Genomic DNA, 16,341 nt, shown 5'->3' with positions numbered 1-16,341 from the left:
AGGCCGGAAGCTGCGTTTCCGGCCTTTTTTCTTTGGCTGATCAGGCGTTGGTGCCGCCGTCGATGGTGAATTCGGCGCCCGTGACGCTGCGGCCGTCAGGACCCGCCAGCCAGGCGACGACGCCTGCCACGTCGCTTGCCTCGTTGAAGCGGGGGATCGCCATCAGTCCGCGCTGTGGGCCGGCATGGTCGCCATTGGCCGGGTTCATGTCCGTGTCCGTCGAGCCCGGATGGACGATGTTGACGGTGATGCCCTTCGGCCCGAGATCGCGTGCCACCGCCTTTGTGAAGCCGATCAGCGCGCTCTTGCTCAGCACATAAAGGCTCATGCCCGGCCATGGGACGCGGGCGGCAAGGTTGCTGCCGATCGTGATGACGCGCCCGCCATCCGGCATGTGCGCCGCTGCGCCGCGCGTGGCGAGAAACACCGCCTTCACATTGACGTCGATCGTCCGATCGAAATCCTCCGCGGTTACCTCGTCTATCGTCCCGGCATCGAAGATGCCGGCATTGTTGACGAGAATGTCGATGCGACCGTGCTTCTCCGCAACCGACTTGACGGCAGCCTCGACCGCGCCCGGATCGCGGTTGTCCGCCCGGATTGCCAGCGCGCTGCCGCCAGCCCGCTTGATCTCCGCCACGAGCGCCTCGGCCTTTTCTTTCGACTGGCTGTAGGTCACCGCCACCGTTGCGCCGTCGCTCGCCAAGCGTTTTGCGATTGCAGCACCGATGCCGCGGCTGCCGCCCGTTACCAGGGCCACCTTGTCTTTCAAACTCGTCACTGGCTTCTCCAAATCTGTAGTGATCGATACATATAAAGGGAGGCGACTTGCCATCCGCTGTCAAGCGATTTATGTATTGATCGATACAAAAAAGGATCAGCGAGCATGAGCCGCGGGCGGCCACGCAGTTTTTCGAGGGACGAGGCGCTTGCAAGCGCCATGCAGCTCTTCTGGGACAAGGGCTATGACAATACCTCGCTTTCGGACCTGACCCGGGTCATGGGATTGAACCCACCGAGCCTCTACGCGGCCTTCGGCAGCAAGGCGCAGCTCTTCATCGAGGCTGTGGATCTTTACGGCCGCACCGACGGTGCCGGCATCTGGGATGAACTGGAGGCGGTTCCGACCGCAAAGGCGGCGGTGCACGACCTGCTGAGACGCACGGCTGCGAATTTTACCCAGCGGGGCGAGCCGAGAGGCTGCATGGTGGTTCTTTCCGCGCCGCAGATGGCAGGTGGAGATGCGGAGGTTTGCGACGCTCTGAAGCTGCGCCGGCTTGAAAAGCAGGTGGCTCTGGAGCGACGCTTCGAGCGCGCCGTCGAAGAGGGCGACCTGCCTGCCGGTGTCGATTGCGCAGCGATTGCCGCCTACGTCGCCTCGCTGCAGCACGGCATGTCGATCCAGGCACGCGATGGCGCTACGCGGGAAACCCTGCTTGCGATCGCCGACTGCGCCGCAGCCGGCTGGGATGCGATGATTTCCGCAAACATCAGGCCGCACTGACCGACGACGGTTAACGGACGCACCGATCCGTATTTAGGCCACCCCGTTTTCATTCTGGTGAACGATGACGCGAGGGCCGGAGATCAAAACCTCCGGCCCATCGATTTGCGCGGGCTCCGTCCTACTTACGGCGCCGGCTGCGTCATGTCGGGTGTCGTGCCAGGGGTCGAGTTCGGGCTGGCGCCCTGCGTTCCCTGCTGCGGCGTCGTTTCCGGTGCCGGCTGGGTCGTTGTTCCACCGGCGGGGGGCGTGGCCGTATCGGTCGGCGGTGTCGCCTGGCCCGTCGTTCCGGTTGCCGGCTGGTCGGTGGTCGCCGGCGGCGCTGCCGTGTTGGCGGTGTCGCGGCTGAGTTCGGCCGGCAGCCAGGCGATCAGCGCCAATACCAGGCCGGCGAGCAGGATGATGACGATCGGCCAGTTACTGCGCCCCGAGCGGGAGGGAGGCGGCACGTCGCTCATCTGCGTTGGTGTCTGTGGCAGCGGCTGCCCGGTCACCGGATCGATCACGGGCTTGTCCTTGAATTCCTCGTGCTGGTTCATTGTGTGCATCCTTTTCTTGGCGTCCTCGGGTGGCCTTGATGCGACTGCTCCTGAACCTTCCCGGCAGTCGTGGCACCGGATTTCGCGCCGTCGCGATTGCGCGACAAGGGCGCCCGGAGGGCGCGTGGCATAGGCATAAACGTATGAGGATTTGCAATGTTCCGGACGCTGCAACCGGAGGGAAGCCTGAGTGTCGCTGCCGGCTTTACAGCCCCGTCTTCCGCTGCAAGAAATAGGCGTTCACGGGAGGATGGAAGGCATGATGGATCCGGCATTTCGCACTGGCACCTTTGTCGGCCGGGTTTGGCGGCCGGATCTGAGTGGGCCGTCGCTCGTCGTCCTGCGCGACGGCGCGCTCTATGACATCACCAGCAAGACGGCGCCGACCATGCGCGACCTGCTCGAGCTTTCGGATCCGGTTCAACATGCCCGCACCGCACCGGGTGATCGACTGGGCTCGATCGAGGAGCTCTTCGCGCAAAAGGCGGACCCGGCGCGTATCCACCTGATCGCGCCCTCGGACCTCCAGGCGGTCAAGGCCTGCGGTGTCACCTTCGCGCGCTCGATGATCGAGCGCGTCATCGAGGAGCGCGCGGCGGGCGATGCGTCGCGCGCCGAAGCGATCCGAGCCCGCGTCACCGCTGTCATCGGCGACAGTCTACGAAACCTGAAACCCGGTTCGCCGGAGGCGGCCCGCGTCAAGGCAGCCCTCATCGAAGAGGGCGTCTGGTCGCAATATCTGGAGGTCGGCATCGGCCCGGACGCAGAGGTCTTCACCAAGGCGCAGGTCCTCTCGGCGGTCGGCCCGGGCGCCGATGTCGGCCTGCACCCGGCGTCGCGCTGGAACAACCCAGAGCCGGAGATCGTACTTGCGGTTTCCTCAAGCGGCCAGGTGAGGGGTGCCACCCTCGGCAACGACGTCAACCTGCGCGACATCGAGGGGCGCTCGGCGCTGCTTCTCGGCAAGGCCAAGGACAACAACGCCTCCTGCGCCATCGGCCCCTTCATCCGGCTCTTCGACGAAAGCTACACCATCGACGATGTCCGCCGGGCGGAACTCAGCCTCCTGGTCGAAGGCGAGGACGGCTACCGCCTGACCGGCCGCAGTTCGATGGCCGAGATCAGCCGCGATCCGCTCGACCTCGTCGCCCAGACGATCGGTCCGCATCACCAGTATCCCGATGGCCTGATGCTGTTCATGGGCACGCTCTTCGCCCCCGTCGAAGACCGCGACGAGCCCGGCCAGGGCTTCACCCACAAGCGCGGCGACGTGGTGACGATCGCCAACGCCGAACTCGGATCGCTGACCAACACGGTCAAGCTATCGACGGAGTGCGCGCCCTGGAGCGTTGGCGCCGCGTCGCTGATGCGCAATCTTGCGGGACGGGGGCTGCTGTAGGGACCATGCTCCGTGGCCCACCCGCAAGGGCACCTACGTCATGTTCCTCATGATCCAGAGCGACCGGCCCGCATGCGCGATGTCAGCGACGGACTGAAGGCGGGCGTCTTCCTTCAGTCGTTCCGCTTCAGCGCTGTCGATACGGAGAACCCGCCGATCGGTCTCGTTTGCGTTCGGCGTTATCCACCAGCGCCGTCCCTCCCGGCACAGCCCGGCTTCCGGGTGTTCCTGGAAGTACTCGATCGCATATGCCGCATCCGCTTTTGTCTCGAGCATCGGCCTGTCTCCACCTGATCGATTGTGGGCGGCGAAGATTATGCGCCTCCGGAAGAGGTCTGAATATCCGCAAACTCGGAAACTGCAGTGTTTAGGGGCGTATTACAGCCGATTTCGCCGCGGGAGGCGCGTCGTGGCCGCTGGGTAACGGCAGCCATGCCCAGACGAGCCGCTCGTCGAATTCGGCCGTCTGGTTCGTCGGGCAAAACATTGCATTCGCGATCGTCGGTCACGCGTGAGCGTTCAGCATCTCATTGATATTTTATTGAATTGTCGGTGAAAGTTGGCTGGGGAACCTGGATTCGAACCAGGACTAACGGAGTCAGAGTCCGTGGGTCTACCGTTAACCTATTCCCCAAAGCCGCCGTCGGAGCGAAGCCCGTCGGTGTGGTTGGCGGGCTTATAAACAAATCGGCGGCTGATGCAAATACCTTTTGCAAAAAAAATCGCGCATGAAGTGAAGATCGTAGCCATCAGGGGTGACCGGAACAGGGGACCACATGCTTAACCCGCTGTGTTTGCTGGGTTCGGGCGCCCGACGCCTTTGTTGTGCACAAGCCGGTTCTCAAAAAAAGTTTGGCGAATGGGGGTTGCGCTGGTACAGTCGCGCCAACGAAAAATCGAGAGAGCGCCTTGAGCGGCCGTAAGGCCTTGCGCGGCGCCATGGTTGAAACAAGTGAAAGACCCCGATCACGGCGATAAGCCGTCCGAATCCGGGGCGTCGGCAGCAGGCCGCGGTGATGGATCGAAGCTCGGTCCGCGCAACGGCAAGGGCAAGCGCAAACGACGTAAGTCGTCTGCTTCGCCGTCTGCAATTGCCAGCCAGTCCGGCCCAGCCGGTTTGGCAGGGCGTCCCGCAGGAGAGAACGAAACGGAGCCGGCGCGCAAGCGCAAGCGGCGGCGTCGTTCGAAATCAGCAAAACAACAGGCTCAGGCCGGATCCGCCTCGCAAAACAGCGGCGTCCAGGTCGTCGATGCGTCGCTTGGCGAACGCAAGGGCCACAAGCGCAGCAAGAAGGCCAAGCATCGCCGTGGGCTGCAGGGTCGCCCGCTGACGAGTGGCGAGCGCCAGCCGGCGCCGCAGCGTGGCGCCGATGGTGGCGGCAATGCGCGGCAGGCTTCTGCTTCCGGAGGCGGTCATGCGGGCGCGCAGTCGCGGCCGGGCAATCGCGGTGAACAACCGCGTGCACCCTATGTTGCCGCCGGCGAACCTCCTGCGCCGCTCTATGCCGCGCTTGATCTCGGCACCAACAATTGCCGCCTGCTGATCGCGCAGCCGACCCGTCCCGGTCAGTTCCGGGTCGTCGATGCCTTCTCGCGCATCGTGCGTCTCGGCGAAGGGCTCGGTGCCAGCGGCCGGCTGTCGGACGAGGCGATGGAGCGCGCCGTCGAGGCCCTGAAGATCTGCGCGTCGAAGCTCGGCGCCCGTACCATCCGCCGCAGCCGCCTGATTGCGACGGAGGCTGCCCGCGCCGCTGAAAACGGTGAAAGCTTCCTTCAGCGGGTTGCGAGCGAAACCGGTCTCGATCTCGAAATCATCAACCGCGAAACCGAGGCACGGCTTGCCGTTTCCGGCTGCTCGTCGTTGGTCGACCGCGAGACGCGCTCGGTCGTGCTTTTCGATATCGGCGGCGGCTCGTCCGAGATCGCCGTCATCCGCATCGGTGATTCGCGCTCGAACCGGCTCGCCAACCACATCACCCACTGGACCTCGCTGCCGGTCGGCGTCGTCACGCTTTCTGAGCGCCATGGCGGCCAGCATGTGACGCCGGCAAGCTTCGAGGCGATGGTGCAAGAAGTCGAAGGCATGCTTTCCCGCTTCGACAGCCCGCCTGTCGAAGCTCTGGCGAACGGCACGTCAGGCAGCGGTTTCCACCTGATCGGCACGTCCGGCACGGTGACGACGCTTGCCGGCGTGCATCTCGATCTGCCGCGCTATGATCGCCGTCGCGTCGATGGCCTGTGGCTGACGGACGATGAAGTCTCGGCCATGCAGGCAAGGCTTCTGTCCTGGGATTTCGACGCACGCGCCGCCAATCCCTGCATCGGCCCGGATCGCGCCGATCTGGTGCTTGCCGGCTGCGCCATCCTCGAAGCGATCCGCCGGCGCTGGCCGTCGACCCGCATGCGCGTCGCCGATCGCGGCCTGCGCGAAGGCCTGCTCACCGATATGATGGCGGACGACGGCGCCTGGCGCCGCTCTCGGCCGCGCCGCCACCAGCGCGGCTCCAATGCCTCCGGCAGCCACGAAGGAAACAAACCATGACGAAACCTCCTGTCGGCGGCAACCGCAGCGGCCGCAAGCTTGGCCAGAAGGTCAAGAAGGGCAAGCTCAAGGCATCTTCCCGTCGCTGGATCGAGCGCCACATCAACGACCCCTATGTGCAGCGGGCGCAGCTCGAGGGCTACCGCGCCCGCGCGGCCTTCAAGCTGCTGGAGATCGACGAGAAGCACAAGATCCTGAACGGCGCCCGTCGTATCATCGACTTGGGTGCTGCGCCCGGTAGCTGGTCGCAGATCGCCGCCAAGGTGACTAATTCGACCGATGCCGATCCGCGCGTCGCCGCGATCGACTTCCTGGAGGTGGACCCGATCCCGGGCGTGCGCATCCTGCAGATGGATTTCCTCGACCCTGAGGCGCCGGCGAAACTGAAGGAAGCGATCGGCGGAACGCCGGATCTCGTTATCTCCGACATGGCGGCGCCGACGACCGGCCACCGCCAGACCGATCACCTGCGCACCATGCATCTGTGCGAGGTCGCGGCCTATTTCGCCGTCGACGTGCTGGGCAAGGGCGGACATTTCCTGGCGAAGACCTTCCAGGGCGGCACCGAGCGCGAGCTGCTCAACATGCTCAAGCAGAATTTCCGTCAGGTCATCCATGTGAAGCCGGCCTCCTCGCGCGCCGAATCGGTCGAGATGTTCCTGTTGGCCAAGGACTTCAAGGGACGTCAGCAGACCGCCAGCGAAACGGAAACCGAAGACGAAGCGGCCGAATAGCATGCTGCTTTACGTCACGGTCGGCAGCAACGATCTGACACGCGCCGGCGCGTTCTATGATGCGGTGTTGCCGGCGCTTGGGTTTTACAGGCAACGCCAGGACGAGACCGAGATCGGCTATGGTGCTGAGGGTGACCGCATCCGTTTCTGGGTGGTGACGCCCTTCGACCGCGCGCCCGCCACCTATGGCAATGGCGTGAGCATCGCGCTTGAAGCCGAGACGCGCGCCGCCGTCGATGCTTTTCATGCGGCAGCCCTTGCCAATGGCGGTACGGACGAGGGCGCACCGGGCCTGCGCCCGTTTCACTCAAATTTTTACGGCGCCTGGGTGCGCGATCACGACGGCAACAAGATCGCCGCGGTCTGCGAGCGGCCGGAGTAACCGCTCGCGGCGCGCCGACTTTCCAGAAATCTGCTGATCATGAAGGCAGGGCCGCGCGATGGCCCGGGCTGGCTTGTGCCGATCGGCCGCACCCCTGACCGCCCTGTAAGACCCGGTTCCCCCTAAAGACGGTGCATCGTGGTTAATCGGCCATTAACCAGTTGAGTGCAACTCTGGTGTTACTCTCTGGTCCATTAGGACCTCCTAAGGTTTTAGTTCCACCGAGCGCTGGCTGCCGATCGACGATTGGCGACGGGTCGAGCACGTGCTCGGTTGGCCTGCATGTGGAAGTACCTTTATGTCGATGATTTCGCTTGCCGTTCGGCTCAGAAGCCGCGCGCATTTTTCTGTAAAGAGGAATGGTGCCGGCAAGCCGGGGGTCATCATCGGCACCAGCGCCGGTCGTAGGAACCAGGCGCGGCAGCGCGTAGGGATCCTGATCGCCGGCTTTGCCGTCGTCTTCCTCGTGGTCGGCGGACGGCTGGTTCAATATGGCCTGTCGGCGCCGGCTGACACCGCATCGATCGGTGGCAGCGGCCACGTGATTGCCTCTCGCCCGGATATCGTCGACCGCAACGGACATCTGCTGGCGACCGATCTCAACACGATGTCGCTCTATGCGGAGCCGCGCAAGATCGTCGATGCCGACGAGGTCGTCGAGAAGCTCGCGACGGTCATCCCCAATCTCGATTGGCGCGATACGCACCGCAAGCTCCAGTCCGGTTCGGCTTTCCAGTGGCTGCGGCGCCAGCTTACCCCGAAGCAGCAGTCTGACATTCTGGCGCTCGGCATTCCCGGCATCGGTTTCCGCCCGGAGAAGCGCCGCTTCTATCCCGGCGGCGTCACCGCTTCGCACATCCTCGGCCACGTCAATGTCGACAACCAGGGACTGGCGGGCATAGAGCGTTATCTCGATCAGCAGGGCTTTGCCGATCTGCGGGCGGCTGGCCTCACCAGCAATGCGTCGCTGGAGCCGGTACGGCTGTCGATCGATCTGCGCGTGCAGAACATCGTGCGCGAAGTGGTGGCCAACGCGATGACGGCCTATGAGGCCGAAGCCGCGGGCGCAGTGGTGCTCGACGCCGACACCGGCGAAGTGCTCGCCATGGCATCGGTGCCCGATTACGATCCGAACGAGCCTTCCCGAATGTTGCCCGGCGGCGGTGTCGACAAGGAATACGAGAAGGGCTGGTTCAACCGCATGAGCAACGCCACCTTCGAGATGGGCTCGACCTTCAAGAGCTTCACGCTGGCGATGGGCCTGGATGCGGGCAAGGTCAATCTGAATTCGGTCGTCGATGCGTCGCGGCCGATCCGCATGGGCGGCTTCACCATCAAGGACTTCAAGGGCAAGAACCGTCCGCTGTCGATACCGGAAGTGTTCCAGTATTCGTCGAACATCGGCACGGCCGCTGTCGCCGACATGGTCGGGATCGAAGCACACCAGCAGTTCTTGACGAAGCTCGGCCTGCTGTCGAAGATGGAAACCGAAATGCCGGGCGTAGCAACGCCCACCCAGCCGCGCACTTGGAAGAAGATCAATTCCGTGACGATTTCCTTCGGCCACGGCGTGGCGACCACCCCGTTGCAGACGGCGGTAGCGGCTGCTGCCCTGATGAACGGCGGACACCTGATTCCGCCGACGTTCCTGCCGCGCTCGCAGGAAGAAACGCAGCTCGTTGCGCAGAGGGTGATCAAGGAAACGACCAGCGCCGACATGCGCTTTCTCTACAACTGGAATGGCGTGAAGGGGTCCGGCAGGCGGGCGCAGGTGGAAGGCTTCCATGTCGGCGGCAAGACCGGCACGGCCGACAAGGTCATTAACGGGCGATATGCCAAGGACCTGAACTTCAACGGGTTCCTGGCGGCATTCCCGATGGACAAGCCCAAATACATCGTTCTTTCGATCATCGATGCGCCACGGACCGGCGAAAATGGCGGGCGAACGGCTGCGGCCAATGCCGCCCCCATGGTCAAGGCCATCATCGGCCGCGCGGCACCGCTTCTGGGCGTGAAGCCGCGCTTCGGCGACGTGGGTGCCGAGCAGGTGCTGGCCGACTATTAGGCGACGCGAGAACCGATTGAGGCAGCTGGGCTCCCCGCGCCTTGATCAGACGCGCAAGGGGCCCTGTAATCCTTTGATCTGCTGCATGCCGCCGTCCTTAACGAGGACGGTCGGTTTAAGACGACATGCAGCAGCCGTTCGAAAAGCCGCCGCCGTGTTCGCCGCCGGCGCATGTGTCGGGCGGCTTATTTCCCCGCAGCCGTTTCGATCTCGCGCGCCGGCAGTCGGTGGCCCGATACGGACGAACCCGCGTTCTTCGCCATGGTGAGGAACGGGATCGCCGCGATCAGGTTGGCGGCGGCGATGATCATGAAGGCGGTGTGGAAATCGTCGAGCTGCAGCGGGCCGCCGCTGAGCTTCGTCTCGATTTCGAGGATCGCACCGGCGACGGCGACGCCGAGTGCCAGGCTGATCTGTTGGAGCACGGCGCTCATCGAGGTCGCCTTGCTGGCGTCCGCATCGTCGATATCGGCAAAGGACAGCGCGTTGACGCTGGTGAAGAAGAACGAGCGCGCAAAGCCGGCGATAAGCAGGATTGTGATCAGCACCAGATAGGGCGTCTCCGGCGTGAAGAAGCCATTGGCGAAGGTGGTGATCGCCGCAATGATCGCCGCAATGATCAGCGTCGTGCGGAAGCCGGCAAAGGCCAGGACCCGGCGCGCATAGAACTTCGTGGTGATCGCGCCGACCGCGCCGATGAAGGTGATCATGCCCGATTGAAACGGGTTGAGGCCGAAGCCGACCTGCAGCATCAGCGGCATCAGGAAGGGAACGGCGCCGACCGAGATGCGAAAGATCGTGCCGCCGATCGAAGCGGCGCGAAAGGCGCTGTCCTTGAAGAGCTTGAGGTCGAGGACCGGGGCCGGATGGCGCCGCGCATGGCGCATGTAGAGCAGGGCCGAAAAGAGGCCGATCAACACCGAGGCGATGCCGATGACCGGAGGCAGGGCCGGCAGGCTGATCACCGACAGGCCGAAGACGATGCCGGAGGCGGCGACGCCGCCGAGCAGGAAGCCGAGCACGTCGACCGGCGGCGGATCGAGTGGCTCCATCTTCGGCAGGTAGATGCCCGACAGGATGTAGCCGGCGATGCCGACCGGCACGTTGATTAGGAAGATCCAGTGCCAGGAGAAATAGGTGGTGATGAAGCCGCCGAGCGGCGGTCCGGCAAGGGGACCGACAAGTGCCGGGATCGTCAGCAGCGCCATCGCCGACACCAGTTCGCTGCGCGGCGTGCCGCGCACCAGCACCAGGCGGGCGACCGGCGTCATCATCGCGCCGCCCATGCCCTGCAGGAACCGGGAGAAGACGAAGGCGAGAAGGCTGTTCGAAATGGCGCAGAAGATCGATCCGGCAATGAAGACCAGGATCGCCGCGCGAAAGATCTTCTTGGCGCCGAAGCGGTCGGCCATCCAGCCGCTCAAGGGGATGAAGATCGCCAGCGCCACCATATAGGCGGTCAGCGCCAGCTTCAGCGTAATCGGCCCGACGCCGATGTCGCGGGCGATTGCCGGCAGCGACGTGGAAATCACGGTCGAGTCCATCTGCTCCATGAAAAGAGCGACGGCGAGGATCATCGGGACGATACGGTTCATGAATCGATGCTTCGGACGGTCAGCGATAAGCAGAAGCTAATAATACCGGTCATGGCTTTTGTCGGGGCAAAACCGGTGATTGCGGATCAAAAGCCTGTGATCCCGACTGGCCTTTGCTGTCAAGACGCTAGTTCTGGCCGGGTTGCCACCGATGGCAACGGATCCAACAGAAAGCGGAAACGGACCATGAGTGAAATGTCGATGAAGCGCAGGACCTTGATGGGAGCGGGAACGCTCGGCGTGCTCGCAGCGCCCTCGCTGATGACGGGCATTGCAGTCGCTCAGGAAAAATCGGAAAACACCGGCATGAAAGCCAGCCCTCCAACAAGAATGCTCAAGCTTGGCGCGTTCAAGATCGTCGTCGTCAATGACGGCACGCGCGTCAGCGACAAGCCGCACGAGACCTACGGCACCAACCAGCCGCAAGAGGCCGTGGCCGAACTGCTGCAACAGAACTTCCTGCCGACGGATGCGCTGCTCAACAGCTATTCGCCGGCCCTGGTCGATACTGGATCGGATCTCGTGCTCTTCGATACCGGCATGGGCGAGGGCGGTCGGGACGCCGGGGCGGGCCGTCTGCTCGACGGGATCCGCGCTGCCGGCTATGCGCCGGAACAGGTCTCGGTCGTCGTGGTGACCCATATGCATGGCGACCACATCGGCGGCCTGATGGAGGCCGGGAAACCGGCCTTCGCCAATGCTCGCTATGTGATGGGCGAGGTCGAATACGCCTTCTGGAAGGATCCGGCCCGCGCCGGAACGCCGGCCGAAAACGGCCACAAGGCGGTGCTGGAAAAAGTCGTGCCGCTTGCGGAGAAGACCACTTTCATCGGCGACGGGGCCGCGGTCGTGCCCGGCATTTCGGCGATTGCCGCCTTCGGCCATTCCCCAGGGCACATGGTGTTCCGGCTGGATTCCGACGGCAAGGGCATGATGCTGACAGCCGATACCGCCAACCATTATGTGCTGTCGCTGCAGCGGCCGGACTGGGAGGTGCGCTTCGACATGGACAAGGCGAAGGCGGCAGAGACGCGGCGCCGGGTGTTCGACATGATCGCCAGCGAACGGCTGCCCTTCATCGGCTACCACATGCCGTTTCCTGCGGTCGGTTTCGTCGAGAAACAGGGCGAGGGTTACCGTTTCGTGCCCGCAAGCTATCAGCTCGACATCTGATCGGTTTTCGCGCCTTTTTGCGCGGAAATGCTGCTCTGCAACAAATATCGGCCGAAGGCGGGACATTTCCCGGCTTTGGCTATTTTCATCCTGACATATCCGTGTTACGAGCCCTCGCCAACTTCCAAGACACGCTTTGAAGTCGCCCGGTGGACAAATCGCAGCCCGTCCCCGGGGATTTTCGCTATTTGAAGGGAATTGGCCATGGCGCGCATCATCGAAACGGCAACTGGTCTGGAGGCTTTGACCTTCGACGACGTCCTGCTCCTGCCGGGACATTCCGAAGTCATGCCCGGTCAGACCAACATCGCGACCACCATTGCCCAGGACATCGACCTGAACCTGCCGATCCTGTCGTCGGCCATGGACACGGTGACCGAAGGTCGTCTCGCCATCGCCATGGCTCAGGCCGGCGGCATCGGTGTCATCCACCGCAACCTGACACCGGCCGAGCAGGCCGAAGAGGTTCGCCAGGTCAAGAAGTTCGAAAGCGGCATGGTCGTCAATCCGGTGACCATCGGCCCCGACGCCAAGCTTGCCGATGCACTCGGCCTGATGAAGCAGCATGGCATTTCCGGCATTCCGGTCGTCGAAAACGGCGGTGCCGGTGGCCAGAAGCAGGGTCGCCTCGTCGGTATCCTCACCAACCGCGACGTCCGCTTCGCTTCGGATCCGAACCAGAAGATCCACGAGCTCATGACCCATGAGAACCTGGTCACGGTCAAGGAAAGCGTCGACCAGCAGGAAGCCAAGCGCCTGCTGCACGCCCATCGCATCGAAAAGCTGCTTGTCGTCGATGGCGACGGCCGTTGCGTCGGTCTCATCACCGTCAAGGATATCGAGAAGGCGCAGCTGAACCCGAACGCCTCCAAGGATGCGCAGGGCCGCCTTCGCGCCGCCGCCGCCATCTCCGTCGGCGATGACGGCTTCGAGCGTGCCGAGCGACTGATCGATGCCGGCGTCGATCTCATCGTCGTCGACACCGCCCATGGTCACTCGCAGCGCGTTCTCGATGCGGTCGCCCGCGTCAAGAAGCTCTCGAACTCGGTTCGCATCATGGCCGGCAACGTCGCGACTGCCTCCGGCACCAAGGCGCTGATCGATGCCGGTGCGGATGCGGTCAAGGTCGGTATCGGCCCGGGCTCGATCTGCACCACGCGCATCGTCGCTGGTGTCGGTGTGCCGCAGCTCGCTGCGATCATGGGCGCCGTCGAAGCCGCTCAGGCGGCCGGCATTCCGGTTATCGCCGATGGCGGCATCAAATTCTCCGGCGACCTCGCCAAGGCGATCGCTGCCGGTGCTTCGGCCGTCATGATCGGCTCGCTGCTTGCCGGCACTGACGAAAGCCCGGGTGAAGTGTTCCTCTACCAGGGCCGCTCCTTCAAGGCCTACCGCGGCATGGGCTCCGTCGGCGCCATGGCGCGCGGCTCGGCAGACCGCTACTTCCAGGCGGAAGTACGCGACACGCTGAAGCTGGTTCCGGAAGGCATCGAGGGCCAGGTTCCCTACAAGGGCCCGGTCGCAGGCGTCCTGCATCAGCTCGCCGGCGGCCTCAAGGCCTCCATGGGCTATGTCGGCGGCCCGACGATCAAGGAATATCAGGAGCGCGCCCAGTTCGTGCGCATCTCCGGTGCTGGTCTGCGCGAAAGCCACGCCCATGACGTGACGATCACCCGCGAAAGCCCGAACTATCCGGGCGCGCACTGATTGCGATTGCATTCGAAGGGCGCCGCGGCATTGCGCGGCGCCCTTCGCTTTTTCAGAGTAAGCGTGTTTGAGGGAGTAACGTAATGACGGGTTTCGAGATTTTCTGGCCGATCGTGGCGCATGTCTTCCTCGTCTTCTGCCTCTACGCTCTTCTCTCCGTCCGCCGCATGGGTCTGGTGCGTGCCGGCAAGGCGAATGCCGGTCAGTTTCGCGAGAACCGCGACGAGCCGGGCGAAAGCCTGGTGGTCAAGAACAGCATCGCCAACCAGTTCGAGCTGCCGGTTCTCTTCTACGTCTGCTGCGTGCTGCTCTACATCACCGAGGCCGACAACATCGTCTCGCTCGCGCTTGCCTGGCTCTTCGTCGCCCTGCGTTATGTGCACGCCTTCGTGCATGTCACCAGCAATCGCCTGCGTTATCGCCGCCCGCTGTTCATGGGCGGCTGCGCAACGCTGTTTGCGATGTGGGTGTGGCTCGCCGTCTGGATGGCGATGAGCTGATCCGGATAGGCCAACCGGCATTCTGACGCAGATCTGAGACAGTCTGCGCCTTCATCTTCCCGCCTTGATGCGTATCAATTACCCGGCACCGCTTTTGCGCGTAGTCTCTCCGCCGTTGGGCAACAACGCATCGGAGGACGAGATGACCGCAACGATGAAAGCCGCCGTGGTGCGCGAATTCGGCAAGCCGCTGGTAATCGAGAATGTGCCGATCCCGGAGCCGGGCCCCGGCCAGGTGCTGATCAAATACGAGGCGACCGGCGTCTGCCATACGGACCTGCACGCCGCCAACGGCGATTGGCCGGTCAAGCCGAAGCCACCATTCATTCCCGGGCACGAAGGCGTCGGCTACGTCGCCAAGCTCGGCAGCGGCGTCAAGCGCCTGAAGGAGGGCGACCGCGTCGGCGTGCCATGGCTGCATACCGCCTGCGGCGGCTGCACGCCCTGCCGCACCGGCTGGGAAACGCTCTGCGGCAGCCAGCAGAACACCGGCTATTCCGTCAACGGCACGTTTGCGCAATACGGCCTCGCCGATCCTGACTTCGTCGGCCGCCTGCCGGCAAAGCTCGAATTCGGTCCCGCGGCCCCCATCCTTTGCGCGGGCGTTACGGTCTACAAGGGCCTGAAGGAGACCGAGGTGCGCCCCGGCGAATGGGCTTTGATCTCCGGCATCGGTGGGCTCGGCCACATGGCGGTGCAATATGCCAAGGCGATGGGCATGCATGTCGCCGCCGTCGATATCTTCCCGGACAAGCTGGAACTTGCGCGAAAGCTCGGTGCCGACCTCGTCGTCGACGCGCGTGACAAGGATGCGGTCGAGCAGGTGCAGAAAGCGACCGGCGGCGTGCATGGCGCCCTGGTGACGGCCGTGGCGCCAAAAGCGATGGAGCAGGCCTTCAACATGCTGCGCTCCAAGGGAACGATGGCGCTGGTTGGCCTGCCGCCCGGGCAGATGTGCCTGCCGATCTTCGACACGGTGCTGAAGCGCATCACCATCCGCGGCTCGATCGTCGGCACGCGGCAGGACCTGGAGGAATCGCTCGAGTTCGCCGGCGAAGGCAAGGTCGCCTCGCACTTCACCTGGGACAAGATCGAGAACATCAACGCCATCTTCAAGCGCATGGAAGAGGGCAAGATCGACGGCCGCATCGTACTCGACCTCAACGGCTGATCGACCTGCGCGGGACCTTCGGCCTTTAAGGGCGAGGGAAACACGCGGCAGTAACGCAAGTTTGTATGTTCCAGACCGCCCGCCGACCTATTCTGTCGCGGGCGGTTCTGTCTGCCGCCGCGGGAGATATGAACCGGAGGAGGCTGGTATGCAGGAACCGAAGATCACGCAGGCGATGATCGACGCCTATGACGAGTACACGCATCTGACCCTCGATCGCCGTCGTTTCATGGAAAAGCTCACCGGCCTTGCCGGCTCCGCGGCTGCGGCCGCGGCGATCGCGCCGCTGCTGGCGGCCAATGGCGCAAAGGCCGAGATCGTGGCTGCAAACGACACCCGGGTAACCGGCGAGGACATCACCTATCCCGGCGCTGGCGGCGATATGAAGGGCTACCTCGTTCGTCCGGCAGAGGTGAGCGGCAAGCTGCCGGCGGTCATCGTCATCCATGAGAACCGCGGGCTGAACCCGCATATCCGCGACGTTGCGCGGCGCATGGCGCTCGAAGGCTTCCTGGCGCTGGCGCCCGACTTCCTGTCGCCTGCGGGTGGCACGCCGACGGACGAGGATAAGGCGCGCGAGATGATCGGCGCACTCGATGCGGCGGCAACGACCGCGAATGCGGCGGCGACCGTGGCATTTCTGGAAGGACATGCGCAATCGACCGGCAAGGTCGGCGCCATCGGCTTCTGCTGGGGCGGCGGTCTCGTCAACCGGCTTGCGGTCGGCTCCCCGGATCTGAAGGCCGGCGTTGCCTATTACGGCGCGCAGCCCAAGGCCGAGGACGTGCCGAAGATCAAGGCGGCGCTGTTGCTGCACTATGCAGGCCTCGACGAGCGCATCAACGCCGGCATCGAGGCCTACCAGAAAGCGCTCAAAGACAACGGCAAGGACGCGACGATCTATGTCTATGACGGCGTCAACCACGCCTTCAACAACGACACTTCTGCCGCGAGGTATGACAAGGCCGCAGCCGATCTCGCCTGGAGCCGGACGGTCGAGTTCCTGAAGACCAAGCTCGCCTGAGCGTCG

At 64.0% G+C, this 16,341-nt stretch carries 15 protein-coding genes and 1 tRNA gene; 11 read left to right on the top strand and 5 right to left on the bottom strand.

Annotated elements, in window-relative coordinates; all coding sequences use genetic code 11:
* Positions 1–40: 40 nt before the first annotated feature.
* Positions 41–835: an SDR family NAD(P)-dependent oxidoreductase gene (locus OKW20_RS03410; RefSeq protein WP_429170199.1), complete on the bottom strand. Its 795-nt coding sequence runs from the start codon at positions 833–835 to the stop codon at positions 41–43.
* Positions 836–886: 51 nt separating this feature from the next.
* Between OKW20_RS03410 and OKW20_RS03405 the strand changes: the two genes are divergently transcribed.
* Entirely contained in the window at positions 887–1,504 is a 618-nt protein-coding gene (locus tag OKW20_RS03405; RefSeq protein ID WP_043618277.1) for a TetR/AcrR family transcriptional regulator, read from the top strand.
* Positions 1,505–1,629: 125 nt separating this feature from the next.
* Here OKW20_RS03405 and OKW20_RS03400 read toward each other — a convergent pair whose 3' ends face one another.
* Positions 1,630–2,052, bottom strand: a complete 423-nt coding sequence (locus OKW20_RS03400) for a hypothetical protein (RefSeq protein ID WP_429170196.1) — start codon at positions 2,050–2,052, stop codon at positions 1,630–1,632.
* A 253-nt stretch (positions 2,053–2,305) separates the two neighbouring features.
* On the opposite strand from OKW20_RS03400, the gene OKW20_RS03395 reads away from it, so the two are divergent.
* Positions 2,306–3,442 carry a fumarylacetoacetate hydrolase family protein gene (locus OKW20_RS03395; RefSeq protein ID WP_429171137.1) on the top strand — a complete coding sequence of 379 codons (1,137 nt, stop codon included), beginning with the start codon at positions 2,306–2,308 and terminating at the stop codon, positions 3,440–3,442.
* Between the two features lie 33 nt (positions 3,443–3,475).
* On the opposite strand, the gene OKW20_RS03390 is transcribed toward OKW20_RS03395, so the two are convergent.
* Together OKW20_RS03390 and OKW20_RS03385 are read right to left on the bottom strand one after the other, a co-directional pair.
* Positions 3,476–3,718 (bottom strand): hypothetical protein, encoded by a 243-nt coding sequence (locus OKW20_RS03390; protein ID WP_429112510.1) that lies wholly within the window; start codon positions 3,716–3,718, stop codon positions 3,476–3,478.
* A gap of 284 nt (positions 3,719–4,002) precedes the next feature.
* Positions 4,003–4,076, bottom strand: a tRNA-Gln gene (locus OKW20_RS03385).
* A gap of 318 nt (positions 4,077–4,394) precedes the next feature.
* Between OKW20_RS03385 and OKW20_RS03380 the strand changes: the two genes are divergently transcribed.
* The 4 genes from OKW20_RS03380 (at position 4,395) to OKW20_RS03365 (ending at position 9,165) form a co-directional block, all read left to right on the top strand.
* Positions 4,395–5,984, top strand: a complete 1,590-nt coding sequence (locus OKW20_RS03380) for a Ppx/GppA phosphatase family protein (protein WP_043618285.1) — start codon at positions 4,395–4,397, stop codon at positions 5,982–5,984.
* The gene (locus tag OKW20_RS03375; protein ID WP_402323285.1) at positions 5,981–6,718 is read left to right on the top strand and encodes an RlmE family RNA methyltransferase; all 738 of its coding nucleotides are present in this window, start codon (positions 5,981–5,983) and stop codon (positions 6,716–6,718) included. Before OKW20_RS03380 ends, OKW20_RS03375 begins: the two co-directional genes overlap by 4 nt.
* A 1-nt stretch (position 6,719) precedes the next feature.
* On the top strand, positions 6,720–7,100 hold the full coding sequence (locus tag OKW20_RS03370; RefSeq protein ID WP_429170194.1) for a VOC family protein: 381 nt from the start codon (positions 6,720–6,722) through the stop codon (positions 7,098–7,100).
* A gap of 298 nt (positions 7,101–7,398) precedes the next feature.
* Positions 7,399–9,165 (top strand): peptidoglycan D,D-transpeptidase FtsI family protein, encoded by a 1,767-nt coding sequence (locus OKW20_RS03365; protein ID WP_429170191.1) that lies wholly within the window; start codon positions 7,399–7,401, stop codon positions 9,163–9,165.
* 185 nt (positions 9,166–9,350) lie between these two features.
* On the opposite strand, the gene OKW20_RS03360 is transcribed toward OKW20_RS03365, so the two are convergent.
* Entirely contained in the window at positions 9,351–10,760 is a 1,410-nt protein-coding gene (locus tag OKW20_RS03360; protein ID WP_429170188.1) for a DHA2 family efflux MFS transporter permease subunit, read from the bottom strand.
* 186 nt (positions 10,761–10,946) lie between these two features.
* Here OKW20_RS03360 and OKW20_RS03355 point away from each other — a divergent pair, with 186 nt between their 5' ends.
* From OKW20_RS03355 to OKW20_RS03335, 5 genes are all read left to right on the top strand, one after another.
* Complete coding sequence (locus OKW20_RS03355) at positions 10,947–11,933, top strand: MBL fold metallo-hydrolase (RefSeq protein WP_429170186.1); 987 nt, start codon at positions 10,947–10,949, stop codon at positions 11,931–11,933.
* A 204-nt stretch (positions 11,934–12,137) separates the two neighbouring features.
* Entirely contained in the window at positions 12,138–13,640 is a 1,503-nt protein-coding gene (gene guaB, locus OKW20_RS03350) for an IMP dehydrogenase (protein WP_034800902.1), read from the top strand.
* 83 nt (positions 13,641–13,723) lie between these two features.
* A complete protein-coding gene (locus tag OKW20_RS03345) occupies positions 13,724–14,140 on the top strand; it encodes an MAPEG family protein (RefSeq protein WP_043618295.1) in 417 nt (138 codons plus the stop codon).
* A gap of 142 nt (positions 14,141–14,282) precedes the next feature.
* Positions 14,283–15,311, top strand: a complete 1,029-nt coding sequence (gene adhP, locus OKW20_RS03340; protein WP_429170183.1) for an alcohol dehydrogenase AdhP — start codon at positions 14,283–14,285, stop codon at positions 15,309–15,311.
* Positions 15,312–15,459: 148 nt separating this feature from the next.
* The gene (locus OKW20_RS03335) at positions 15,460–16,335 is read left to right on the top strand and encodes a dienelactone hydrolase family protein (protein ID WP_192447729.1); all 876 of its coding nucleotides are present in this window, start codon (positions 15,460–15,462) and stop codon (positions 16,333–16,335) included.
* The last annotated feature ends 6 nt before the right edge of the window (positions 16,336–16,341 follow it).

It is taken from the genome of Ensifer sp. LBL (assembly GCF_050435225.1).
Taxonomy (GTDB): domain Bacteria; phylum Pseudomonadota; class Alphaproteobacteria; order Rhizobiales; family Rhizobiaceae; genus Ensifer.
Note: the sequence above shows the minus strand (reverse complement) of the source record. Positions and strands in the feature narration are given on the sequence as shown.

What these genes read in the sequence shown, in the direction of transcription:
- OKW20_RS03405 (WP_043618277.1), top strand. Translation starts at nt 887, where the DNA reads ATGAGCCGCGGGCGGCCACGCAGTTTTTCGAGGGACGAGGCGCTTGCA.
- OKW20_RS03370 (WP_429170194.1), top strand. Translation starts at nt 6,720, where the DNA reads ATGCTGCTTTACGTCACGGTCGGCAGCAACGATCTGACACGCGCCGGC.
- OKW20_RS03360 (WP_429170188.1), bottom strand. Translation starts at nt 10,760, where the DNA reads ATGAACCGTATCGTCCCGATGATCCTCGCCGTCGCTCTTTTCATGGAG.
- OKW20_RS03400 (WP_429170196.1), bottom strand. Translation starts at nt 2,052, where the DNA reads ATGCACACAATGAACCAGCACGAGGAATTCAAGGACAAGCCCGTGATC.
- OKW20_RS03365 (WP_429170191.1), top strand. Translation starts at nt 7,399, where the DNA reads ATGTCGATGATTTCGCTTGCCGTTCGGCTCAGAAGCCGCGCGCATTTT.
- OKW20_RS03345 (WP_043618295.1), top strand. Translation starts at nt 13,724, where the DNA reads ATGACGGGTTTCGAGATTTTCTGGCCGATCGTGGCGCATGTCTTCCTC.
- guaB (WP_034800902.1), top strand. Translation starts at nt 12,138, where the DNA reads ATGGCGCGCATCATCGAAACGGCAACTGGTCTGGAGGCTTTGACCTTC.
- adhP (WP_429170183.1), top strand. Translation starts at nt 14,283, where the DNA reads ATGACCGCAACGATGAAAGCCGCCGTGGTGCGCGAATTCGGCAAGCCG.
- OKW20_RS03335 (WP_192447729.1), top strand. Translation starts at nt 15,460, where the DNA reads ATGCAGGAACCGAAGATCACGCAGGCGATGATCGACGCCTATGACGAG.
- OKW20_RS03355 (WP_429170186.1), top strand. Translation starts at nt 10,947, where the DNA reads ATGAGTGAAATGTCGATGAAGCGCAGGACCTTGATGGGAGCGGGAACG.
- OKW20_RS03375 (WP_402323285.1), top strand. Translation starts at nt 5,981, where the DNA reads ATGACGAAACCTCCTGTCGGCGGCAACCGCAGCGGCCGCAAGCTTGGC.
- OKW20_RS03410 (WP_429170199.1), bottom strand. Translation starts at nt 835, where the DNA reads ATGGCAAGTCGCCTCCCTTTATATGTATCGATCACTACAGATTTGGAG.
- OKW20_RS03395 (WP_429171137.1), top strand. Translation starts at nt 2,306, where the DNA reads ATGGATCCGGCATTTCGCACTGGCACCTTTGTCGGCCGGGTTTGGCGG.
- OKW20_RS03390 (WP_429112510.1), bottom strand. Translation starts at nt 3,718, where the DNA reads ATGCTCGAGACAAAAGCGGATGCGGCATATGCGATCGAGTACTTCCAG.